General features: G+C 76.2%; 12 protein-coding genes and 1 pseudogene. 8 read left to right on the plus strand and 5 right to left on the minus strand.

Annotated elements, in window-relative coordinates; translation table 11 throughout:
* Positions 1-72 precede the first annotated feature (72 nt).
* From VE546_RS03130 to VE546_RS03150, 5 genes are all read left to right on the plus strand, one after another.
* Positions 73-696, plus strand: coding sequence for a GNAT family N-acetyltransferase (locus VE546_RS03130; RefSeq protein ID WP_324917902.1), 624 nt, complete (start codon positions 73-75; stop codon positions 694-696).
* Between the two features lie 168 nt (positions 697-864).
* Positions 865-2,580: an ATP-binding SpoIIE family protein phosphatase gene (locus tag VE546_RS03135; protein WP_324917928.1), complete on the plus strand. Its 1,716-nt coding sequence runs from the start codon at positions 865-867 to the stop codon at positions 2,578-2,580.
* 133 nt (positions 2,581-2,713) lie between these two features.
* Positions 2,714-3,106 (plus strand): hypothetical protein, encoded by a 393-nt coding sequence (locus tag VE546_RS03140; protein WP_324917905.1) that lies wholly within the window; start codon positions 2,714-2,716, stop codon positions 3,104-3,106.
* 92 nt (positions 3,107-3,198) lie between these two features.
* A complete protein-coding gene (locus VE546_RS03145) occupies positions 3,199-3,522 on the plus strand; it encodes a hypothetical protein (RefSeq protein WP_324917908.1) in 324 nt (107 codons plus the stop codon).
* 5 nt (positions 3,523-3,527) lie between these two features.
* Positions 3,528-4,433, plus strand: a complete 906-nt coding sequence (locus tag VE546_RS03150; protein ID WP_324917931.1) for a serine hydrolase — start codon at positions 3,528-3,530, stop codon at positions 4,431-4,433.
* Here VE546_RS03150 and VE546_RS03155 read toward each other — a convergent pair.
* The gene (locus tag VE546_RS03155; protein WP_324917911.1) at positions 4,403-5,398 is read right to left on the minus strand and encodes a LysR family transcriptional regulator; all 996 of its coding nucleotides are present in this window, start codon (positions 5,396-5,398) and stop codon (positions 4,403-4,405) included. The two genes, VE546_RS03150 and VE546_RS03155, sit on opposite strands and share 31 nt — an antisense overlap.
* A gap of 84 nt (positions 5,399-5,482) precedes the next feature.
* On the opposite strand from VE546_RS03155, the gene VE546_RS03160 reads away from it, so the two are divergent.
* Complete coding sequence (locus VE546_RS03160) at positions 5,483-6,502, plus strand: MBL fold metallo-hydrolase (protein WP_324917914.1); 1,020 nt, start codon at positions 5,483-5,485, stop codon at positions 6,500-6,502.
* A gap of 70 nt (positions 6,503-6,572) precedes the next feature.
* On the opposite strand, the gene VE546_RS03165 is transcribed toward VE546_RS03160, so the two are convergent.
* A complete protein-coding gene (locus VE546_RS03165; protein WP_324917916.1) occupies positions 6,573-7,475 on the minus strand; it encodes a universal stress protein in 903 nt (300 codons plus the stop codon).
* 445 nt (positions 7,476-7,920) lie between these two features.
* Here VE546_RS03165 and VE546_RS03170 point away from each other — a divergent pair.
* Positions 7,921-8,309, plus strand: a pseudogene (locus VE546_RS03170) (cyclic nucleotide-binding domain-containing protein); the annotation flags it as partial.
* An 89-nt stretch (positions 8,310-8,398) separates the two neighbouring features.
* Here VE546_RS03170 and VE546_RS03175 read toward each other — a convergent pair.
* Positions 8,399-8,896, minus strand: coding sequence for a GNAT family N-acetyltransferase (locus VE546_RS03175; protein WP_324917919.1), 498 nt, complete (start codon positions 8,894-8,896; stop codon positions 8,399-8,401).
* 136 nt (positions 8,897-9,032) lie between these two features.
* On the minus strand, positions 9,033-9,320 hold the full coding sequence (locus VE546_RS03180; RefSeq protein WP_324917922.1) for a helix-turn-helix transcriptional regulator: 288 nt from the start codon (positions 9,318-9,320) through the stop codon (positions 9,033-9,035).
* Between the two features lie 64 nt (positions 9,321-9,384).
* Between VE546_RS03180 and map the strand changes: the two genes are divergently transcribed.
* The gene (gene map / locus VE546_RS03185; protein ID WP_324917925.1) at positions 9,385-10,152 is read left to right on the plus strand and encodes a type I methionyl aminopeptidase; all 768 of its coding nucleotides are present in this window, start codon (positions 9,385-9,387) and stop codon (positions 10,150-10,152) included.
* 97 nt (positions 10,153-10,249) lie between these two features.
* On the opposite strand, the gene VE546_RS03190 is transcribed toward map, so the two are convergent.
* The coding region (locus VE546_RS03190; RefSeq protein ID WP_324917934.1) for a four-helix bundle copper-binding protein at positions 10,250-10,331 on the minus strand (82 nt) is incomplete at its 5' end.

The raw sequence follows: 10,331 nt of genomic DNA on the forward strand, positions 1-10,331 counted from the left end.
GGCAAGCCTCACCTAACCGACGGCCGCCGGACGGTCCGGTGGCCCCGCCGTGCCGACCACCAGGGGGATCTCGTGCCCGGTCCAGCCGCGCGTTCCACGACCACGGCCACCGTGCCGCCGCCCGCCCCGGCGGCGGCCCAGGCGGCGGCCCCGGTCATCCGGCACTTCGGCGCGGCCGACGTCGCCGCCGACACCGGCCGGTGGGCGGCGGTCCACGAGGAGGTGTACGCCGGGGCGCTCGGCCTGAAGGACCACAGCGACCCGCCCGTCTCGGAGCGGCTGCTGCGCCACTGCGAGCGGCCCGGTTTCCTGCTGACGGCCGCGCTGGACGGCGCGGCCGGCGACGAGGTGGCCGGCTTCGTCTACGGCTACACCCTGCCTCCCGACTCGCTCTGGTGGGACGGACTGACCCCCGACCCCGGCCCGGAGTTCACCCGCGAGTACCCGGGCCGCACGGTCGGCGTGTGCGAGCTGCTGGTGCGCCCTGCGTGGCGGCGCCGCCGCATCGGCCACCGGCTCTTCGAGGCGTTCGTCGCCGAGCGCACGGAGGAGCGGGCCGCGGCGCTGGTGGCCGCGGACAACGACGTCGTGCTCGCCACCTACGCCACGTACGGGTTCGAGCCGGTCGGACGGATGGAGCCGTACCCCGGCTGGCGGCCGCACGTGATGATCGTGCGCCCGCTCCGGCCCCGCTGAGCCGGGGCCCGCGTCCGGCGCCTCCTTCGGTCCGTCCCCCGCCCGCTGGTACACCGCCGCCCGAAGCCTGGAAGACTGGTGGGACGCCAGTGGGTCGGGCCACGAGTGGGGAGAGCCGTGACAGCGAACGGCAACGGCGACCGAGAGCGGTTCCGGTGGAGCGGCCGGATGCCCGTGCTGCTGCGCCGCGCGACCGGCTCGCTCGTCCGCCCGCGCACCTCCCGCGCGCACCTGACCTGGCTCAACCGGGCGAGCACCATGATCGGGACGACGCTCGACCTGGAGAGGACCGCCCGGGAGCTGGCCGACTTCGCCGTTCCCCGCCTGGCCGACGGCGCGGCCGTCGATCTGCTGGAGTCCGTCCTGCGCGGGGAGGACGGCGCCCGGGGGACGGCCGCGGAGCCGCCGGCCACCAGGGCCGTCGCGGTCTCCTCCATCAGGGAGCTGGAGGAGCTGGAGCCCGACGGGGTCGGCGAGCCCTCCGTCCACCCCCACACCGTCCTCTCGCTCCACTGCCTGCTGGCCCGGGAGCCGGTGCTCATCAGCCGGTTGCGGCGCGGCGACTACGAGCGGGTGGCGCCCTCCCCGAGCGCGGCGGCCAAGCTGCGCGCGGCGGGCGTCCACAGCTACCTGGCCGTGCCGCTGACCGCCCGCGGCGTGCTGCTCGGGGTCGCCGACTTCATCCGCGCCGCCGGCAGTCCCCCCTTCACCCGCTCCGACGTCGAACTGGCGATGCAGCTCGCCTCCAAGGCGGCCGTCTTCATCGACAACGCCCGCCTCTACGGGCGCGAGCGCGAGCACGTCCTCTCCCTCCAGCGCAGCCTGCTCCCCCGGGCCGTGCCCAAGACCCCGGGCCTGGAGGTCTTCACCCACTACACGCCGGGCTCCGACCCGGGCGGGGTGGGCGGCGACTGGTTCGACGTGGTGGCCCTGCCCTGCGGGAGGACCGCCCTCGTGGTGGGGGACGTCATGGGTCACGGGCTGCCGGCCGCGGCCACGATGGGGCGGCTGCGCACGGTCGGCCGCGCGCTCCTGGCGCTGGACATCGCCCCCGACCGCGTCCTGGCCCGGCTGGACCTGGCCGCCCGCGACCTGGAGGACGACCAGGTCGCCACCTGCCTGTGCGCCGTCTACGACCCGGCCACGGAGAGCTGCACCATCGCCGGCGCGGGGCACCTGCCGCCCCTACTGGTGGCCGCCGACGGCACCGCCTCCCACGTGGAGGTGCCCGTCGGGGCGCCCCTGGGTGCCGGGGTGATCCCCTACGACCCCGTCACCGTGCCGGTGCCCGCCGGGAGCCGGCTGATGCTGTACACCGACGGCCTGGTCAAGACGCGCGAGGACGACCTGGACGTCCGGCTGCGGCAGCTCCTCGCGGCCGCGCCCGAGATGGTGGACCGGCTGCTGGACTCCCGCGATCCGGCCGCGATCCCGCTGGGGGACGCGGAGCGCTTCGACGAGTCCGTCCTGCTGGTGGCCGCCGGCCGGCGGCTGCCGTCCGCCACCGACCTGTGCGTGTGGTCGCTGCCGCCGGACGGCACCGCCGCCGCCGTCGCCCGCGAGCTGGTCACCGAGCGGCTCGCCCGCTGGGGCCTGACCGAACTGGCCGATGTCGCCGAGCTGGTCGTCAGCGAGCTGGTCGGCAACGCCCTGCGGTACGGCGGCGGGCCCGGGCAGCTCCGTCTGCTGCGGCACGAGCGGCTGACGCTGGAGGTCTCCGACACCGGTCCCGACCTGCCCCAGATCCAGCGCGCGGAACTGAGCGACGAGGGCGGGCGCGGGCTGCAACTGGTCAACATGCTCAGCCGCAACTGGGGTTCGTGCCGTACCCCCGGCGGCAAGGTCGTGTGGGTCGAGCAGGACCTTCCCGGGGCCGCTTCCTGATCCCTCCTCCGGTGCCTTTCCGGTGCCTTTCCGGTCCGTCCTTCCGGTGCCTCCTTCCGGTCCGTCCTTCCGGCGCCTCCCTCGGCGGGGTACCGTCGGCGGCCGACCGGAGGAGCGGTGGGGAGGAGCGGGCGTGGGCGAGGCGCCGTACGTGAGGTTCCAGGGGACGGACCGGACCGGGCGGGACAGCTACCCCGGGGTGTTCGCCCTGGTCAACAACCTGGCCCGGGAGGGCCGGCTGACCGCTGAGCAGGAGCGCTTCCGGCAGGTGAACAACGCCTGGTACCACGCCAGTTTCACCAATCCCTCCGACGTCGACCCCTCGGTCTACGACCCCGTGCTGAACCCGGGGGCGGTGGCGTGGTTCAAGTCCTCGGCCCGGCACCTGATCGAGCGCGTGGACGGCTACCTGGAGATCCTCGCCGCCCACGGCGTCGAGTGCCGGTGCGTGCGGTCGTGGAATCCGGGGCGGATCGTCTACGAGGACGCGGACCAGGTCGTCGCCGTCCCCCTCCGCGGGGAGTAGGGCGGGACGTCCCGCCGTTCACCGCGCGTCCGCGCCCGCCCGCTGGAAGGCCCCGGTGCGATGCCGGAGCAGCGCACGAACCAGCGGCGCAGATGGCCCTGGTCGGTGAAGCCGGCCGCGGCGGCGGTACGGCCGGCGGCGGCCGCGAGCGCGTCGGCCGCAGGTCCTCGGCGCAGGTCTCCCCCAGCAGGGCCCGGACCCGCCGCACGGCCCGCGTCCGGGCGCGGGCGGTCTCCCGCGGGCCGTCCGTCGCCCTCTGCACCCGGGAACCCTTCGGGCACGACAACGACAACGGAGACGACAACCGGGCCGCGGTCCGGACGGTGGAGGCCGAGGCGCCGGGCCTGGCCGGGCCGGCGGTGCACGGCCCGCGCCCGCACGGCCGGGACCGCGGGTGCGGCAGGATGGCCGCATGACGGGCATGGCGGAGGTGGAGAGGGAGTTCGCCGCCCTGGGCGCACGGGTGCGGCTGCACGCGCGCTGCGTGGACTGCGGGCACCAGACGGGGACCGGGGCGGACGAACCGGTGGTGCTGGCCTCGGTCGTCAAGGTGCCGCTGGTGCTGGAGTTCGCCCGGCAGGCGGCGTACGGACAACTGGACCCGGCCGAGCGGGTGGTGGTGCGGCAGACGGACCGGCTGGGCGGGACGGGGACGGCCGGGTGCCTGGACGACGTGGAGATGAGCCTGCGGGACCTGGCCCGGTTCGCCCTGTCGGTCAGCGACAACACCGCGGCGGACCTGCTGTTCCGGCGGGTGGGCGTGGACACCGTGCGGCTGCTGGTCAAGGAGCTGGGGCTGGACAGCACGCGCATCGCCGGATCGCCCCGCACCCTGCTGGAGGACGTGCTGCGGGACGTCGGCGCCACCGACCCGGCCTCGTTCGCCGCCGTCTATCCGGCGCTCTCCCCGGAGCGGATACGGGCCCTGCCCACCATGGACCCGCGCAGGACGAACAGCGGCACCGCCCGGGACATGACCCGGCTGCTCGCCCTGATCTGGACCGACCGCGCCGGTCCCCCGGCGGCCTGTGCGCTGGTCAGGTCCCTGATGGCGGGTCAGGTGAGCTGGCACCGGCTGGCGGCGGCCTTCCCCGGCGAGGTCGCCGTCGCGGCCAAGTCGGGCACCCTGCCCGGCGTGCGGAACGAGATCGGCGTCGTCCGCCATCCGGACGGCGGGCGCCATGCGGTCGCCGTGTTCGCGGAAGTCCGGGACCTCGGCGAGCGGCGCCCGGACCTGGACGCGGCGATCGGGGCGGCGGGCCGGACGGCGGTGGAGGAGCTGCGCGGCTGCTGCGGTCAGCCGCCGTCCCCGCGCCGCACCGCGTAGACGACGTCCCAGGGGCGCGGCGCCGCGCCCGGGTCCGCGGCGCCGGCGGGGCCCAGCGGCCCCGGGGGTTCCGCCTCGGCCTCCGCGCGCAGCACCGCCGTGGCGGTGGGCGCCAGACGGCGGGCGGCCGGGTGCGGCGCGGCGGCGGGGTACACGAAGGAGACGGGCCACGCGAGCGCCTCCGCGGCGAGCGGACGCCACAGCACCCGGGGCTCCTTCCGGGCGACGGCGGCGTGCGCCAGGGCGATCCCGCGCCCGGCGATCACCAGGCCCATCACCACCTCGGGACTTCCGGCGTGGACCACCCGGGGCGGGTGGTAGCCCTGTGCGCGGCAGGCGCCGAGGGTGGCGTCGTACAGCCCCGGCGCGGCCTGCCGGGGGAAGATCACCAGGGGGCTGCCGCGGAGCGAGGCCAGGGTCAGCGGGCCCGTCCCGGCGAGCGGGGAGTCGCGGGGCAGGACGACCCCCAGCGGCAGGTCGGTGGCCGGTTCGCCGACCAGCCCGGCCGGTTCCACCGGGTGCTGGAGGAAACCCGCGTCCAGCTCCCGCTCGGCCAGCAGTCCCACCTGCTCGGCGGTGCTGAACACGCGCGGCTCCACCTGTACGCCGGGGGCCTCGGCGGCGAAGGCGGTGAGGACGCGGGCCAGCACGCTTCCGGGCAGCTCCGGCGGTACGCCGATCCGCAGGGTGCCGTGCTCGCCGCGGTGGGCGCGGGCGACCAGCGTCCGGGCGCGTTCCACCCGGGCCAGCAGCTCCTCCGACTCGGCCAGCAGCACCTCGCCCGCGGCGGTCAGCCGTACGCCGCGCGAGGAGCGGTCGAACAGCCGCGCGCCGAGTTCCTCCTCCAGGCCCCGGATGCGCTGGCTCAGCGGCGGCTGGGCCATGCCGAGCCGTTCGGCCGCCCGTCCGAAGTGCAGTTCCTCGGCGACGGCCCGGAAGTAGCGCAGGTGCCGTAACAGGTCCACGCAGGGACGATATCGGTTCCGATATCGCCGCGGGCACTTTCCGATCTTGGACGGCCCGCCGGCTGCCGTGCTCTGATGCCCCGCATGAACCGTCCTCTCAGACCTTCCCGTTCCTCCGACTCATCCGGCTCCCCCGGCCTGTCGCGCCGGGGCCTGCTCGGCGCCTCGGCGGCCGGTCTGACCGCCGTCGCCGCGGTCACGACCGCGGCGGCCACGACGAGTTCGGCCCGGGCGCGCCCGACGCGCTCCGGGCCGGGGAAGTCCGGCATACGGCTGCGCTGGCTCGGCAACAACGGCTGGGAGATCCGCGTGGCGCGCCCCGGCGCCGAACCGGCCACCGTGCTCATCGACCCCTGGCTGACCCGCTTCCGCACCGGCACCTACACCGAGAAGGGCGCCGACCCCGGAACGAAGCTGGTCGTCGACAAGGACGCCATCGACCGCCACCGGTTGCGCGCCGACCAGATCCTGGTCACCCACGGCCACTACGACCACCTGCCCGACGTCCCCCACCTGGCGGCCACCACCGGCGCCACCGTCTTCGGCACCGAGAGCCACGCCAACCTGCTGCTCGCCCTGGACGCGCCCGGGGACCAGCTCTCCGTGGTGCGCGGCGGCGAACACCTCCAGTTCCCGGGGTACTCGATCCGGGTGCTGCGCTCCCTGCACTCCATGCCCGGTCCGCGGGCCCGGGTCCCCTTCCCCGGCACCCGGCCCGGCGGTCCGCCGTCCCGCCCGCAGACCATCGCCGACCTGGTCGAGGGCGAGACCCTGGCCTACGCCGTCACCAGCGACGCCACCGGCTTCACCGTGGTGAACTTCGGCGGGTCCAACTTCAGCGCCGCCGATCTGGCCGGACTGGCGCCGGACCTGGCGATGATCCAGCCCGGCGGTTCCACCGTGCACGACTACGTGCCGCGGCTGCTGTCCTGCCTGGACCACCCGCCGTACGTCGTCCCCACCCACTGGGACGACTTCGACGAGCCGCTGGACGAACCCGCCGTGGACTGGGGCGGGTTGACGGGCCTGCGGGAGGCGGTGGCGGCGGCGAGCCCCCGGACGCGCTTCGTGGTCGTCGACCACCTGGAGACGTTCACGCCCTGACGCGCCCGGCGCGTGCGCCGCATCCGCCGCCTCCGGCCCCGGGCGGCGGACGCGGGCGGCGGACGCGGCGTCAGTCGTACGGGACGACCGCGACGGGCGCGGTGGAGTGGTGCATCACCGCATGGGTGACCGGCCCGAGGTGGAAGCCCAGCGGCGAGCGGCGGTTGCGGCGGCCGACGACCACCAGGGAGGCGTCGGAGGCGGCCTCCAGCAGGTGGCGGGCGGGCCTGCCCACCAGGGCCTGCGCGTTCACCTCGACCTCGGGGTACTTGCCGCGCCAGGGGCGCAGCGCGTCCTTCAGGGCCCGGGCGCTCTCCTCGGCCAGCTCGGTGGCCAGACCGGTGTCGACGGCGATGGGGTCGATGCCGTAGACCAGCGGCGGGTTCCAGGCGTGGACGACCCGCAGCGGCGCGCCGCGCCGGGCGGCGGCCTCGAAGGCGAAGGCGAAGAGCTCGTCGCACGGCCGGTACAGCTCCGCGCCCAGGACGACGTCGCGGTACGGGCCCGGGGTCGCGGGGTCCCCGGCCGGCTGCCTGCGCGCGTCCTCCTCGGTGGTCCCGGCCCGCACCAGGACGACCGGGCACGGGACGTGGGCCACGGTGGTCAGGGCGACGGAGCCGACCAGGAAGCCGGCCACGACGCCCAGGCCCCGGGTGCCGATGACCAGCAGTTCCGCTTCCTTGCCGAGGTCGGTCAGCACGTCGGCCGCGTGACCGGTGACCTGCTCGGCGGTGAGTTCCAGGTGCGGATACCGTTCGGCCAGGCCGGACGCCGCGTCCCGCGGGATCCGCCGGGCCCAGTGGTCCCGGGTCCCGGCGTCGGCGTAGGCACCGGCGGGAGAGGCGGGGTCGGGCTCCCGCACGTGCACCAGGCGCAGCGGCACCTCGCGCCGCAGCGCCTCCCGGGCCGCCCAGTCGGCCGCTGCCAGGCTCTCGCCCGAGCCGTCCACGCCCACGGTGACCGTACGCACCATCACACACCTCCACAACCGGGGCGGCTCCCTGCCGCGCTGTCCTCACGGTCGCTCCGGGTACCCGGGAACGGCAGGGGTCACAGGTCCCGGCGTGCGGGCCGTCCGGCCCGGGCCGGGCGCGTACCGCCCGCCGTCCGGGCACATCACCTCCGTCCCGGGTGGTACCGCGGTCGGGGTCCACAGGTCCGGGCCGGGGGGCCGAAGGTCCCGCTTCCGGGCCCCGTCCGGCCCCTGTCCCGGCACGGCGGACCGCCCGACGACGGCGGTGACGGCGGTGAGGCCCCGTCTCCCGGCCGGGTCGAGGAAGTGGTGACGGACCGTCGCGGCACCCGGGCGGGACACGGACGCCCCACGCGCACACTCCTCCTCCGGACGGGAGGCCGGCCATGATCCCCACCCCACGAACCTGTTCGCCGCCCTGCCCCCGGAGGGGCGCGAGCGGCTGATGGAGCGCGCCCGCGAGGTGTCCTTCCCCGCCGGCGCCCGCATCTTCGAGGAGGGTCGTCACGCCGGCCGGTTCCGGATGATCCGGACCGGCTCGGTCGCACTCGACCCGCACGTGCCCGGTCGCAGCGCGGCCGTCGTCGAGACCCTCTCGCCCGGTGATCTGCTGGGGTGGTCGCGGCTCTTCCCGCCCTGCGCCCGGCACCTGGGCGCCGAGGCGCTCAGCCCGGTGCGGGCGGTGGAGTTCGACGCCGCCCGGGTGCGGGAGCCGTGCGAGGCCGATCCGGTGCCGGGGCGCGCGGTCCCCTGGAGGCGGCCGGGGTCGTCGCGCACCGGTTGCGGAGCGCCCGCACCCGGCTGCTGGACCCGTACGGGCCGCACGGCAGCGGTCCGCGGCGGCAGGAGCGCGGGTGGGGAGGCGTCCGGACGACCGCGCCCCTCCTCCGGGGGCCACCGATGACCGCCGCGGGAACCGCCGGTCACCCCGGCCGGACGAGGCTCTTCTCGAACCAGTGGTCGGCGTACTGCGAGCCGTTGTAGTCCGGGATCTCCGCGTAGCCGTGCCGCACGTAGAGGGCGCGGGCCTCGACCAGGTCGCCGCGGGTGTCCAGGCGGATCGCCCGTGCGCCGATGACTTCGCGGGCGGCGCGCTCGGCCGCCGCCAGCAACCGTCCTCCCCCGCCGGTGCCCCGCGCCCCGGGACGTACGAACAGCCGGGTCAGCTCGGCGGTGGCGGGGTCCAGGACGCGCAGGCCCACGCACCCGGCGGGCCGTCCGCCGAACCACCCGACCAGGAAGTGGCCGGTGGGGGCGGTGAGGTCGTCGCTGGGTTCCTCGGCGAGCACCCGGTCGATCTCCGCGTCCGTGACCGGGCGTCCGTGGTAGCGGCTGACGATGTCCTCGTAGTACGCGCGCAGCAGGGCGGCCGACTCGGGGTGCCCGACGGACAGGGGCGCCACCGTCCACAGATCGCTCATGCGGCACATCCTCACAGGGCGCCGTCCGCCGGGTCCTCCGGTTTTCCCGCCGGGCGCCTCCGCCGTCGCGCCCCGGCCGCCGGGTGGCGGAACGCCGCGGTGGGAGGCTCCGCCGCGGGCGCGGGCCCGGCCGGTCTCACGCCGACAGCGCGTGCCCGTCGTGCTCGTCGTGGCCGGCGGCGTCCTGTCCGCAGACGGTTGCCAGTTCGTCCAGGGACACCCCCAGCACGGCGGCCAGGGCCGCCACCGTGAAGAAGGCCGGGGTCGGCGCCCGGCCGGTCTCGATCTTCCGCAGCGTCTCCGCCGACACCCCGGCCGCCGCGGCGACCTCCACCATGCTGCGTTCGCCGCGGGCCCGGCGCAGCAGCGCGCCCAGCCGCTCCCCGCGACGGCGTTCCCACGGGGTCAGAGGAGTCCTCACCATGCCCGTGATACTAATACCGGTATAAGAATTGGTTCCGGTCGAGTGGAGCGGGGAGAGTACGGACATGGTGGAGATCAAGACCGACGGGGCCCTGGAGGCCATGCGGGAGGCCGGGCGCGTCGTGGCCCGTGCGCTGGCCGCCGTCCAGGACGCGGCGGGCGTCGGGGTGTCCCTGCGGGAGCTGGACGAGGTGGCCCGCGCCGTCCTGGCCGAGGCCGGGGCGCGCTCCCCCTTCCTGGGCTACCGGCCCTCCTTCGCCCCCACCCCCTTCCCCGCGGTGATCTGCGCGTCGGTCAACGACGCCGTCGTGCACGGCATCCCCGACGGCTACCGCCTGCGCGACGGCGACCTGGTCAGCATCGACTGCGGCGCGGAGCTGGAAGGCTGGACCGGCGACGCCGCCGTCAGCTTCATCGTCGGCACTCCCCGCCCCGCCGACCTGGCCCTGGTCAAGGCCACCCGGGAGGCCCTGGACGCCGGCATCGCCGCGGCCACCGTCGGCAACCGCATGGGCGACGTCTCCCACGCCGTCGGCGCCGTCGCCCGGTCGGCCGGCTGCGGCATGCCCAGGGACTTCGGCGGCCACGGCATCGGCCGCCGTATGCACGAGGACCCTCCCGTCCCCAACCGGGGCCGTCCCGGCCGCGGCTTCCCCCTGCGCCACGGCCTGACCATCGCCATCGAGCCGATGCTCATGGCGGGCGGGCGCGACGACTACCGCACGGACGCCGACGGCTGGACGCTGCGCACCGTCGACGGCAGCCGCGCCGCCCACTTCGAGCACACCGTCGCCGTCACCGAGGAGGGCCCCCGCATCCTCACCCTGCCGTGACGCGGCCGGCCCGGGCGGCGTACGGCCGGGCGGCGCACCGGTGCGCGCCGCCGGCCGCCCCGGTGACCGGTCGCCGGTTGCTGGTCGCCGGTCGCCGTCAGAGGGTGGCGAGGAGTTCGTTGCAGGCCCGCTCGCAGCGGCGGCACGCCTCGGCGCAGATCCGGCAGTGCTCGTGCATG

Source organism: Streptomyces sp., assembly GCF_035644915.1.
GTDB lineage: Bacteria > Actinomycetota > Actinomycetes > Streptomycetales > Streptomycetaceae > Streptomyces.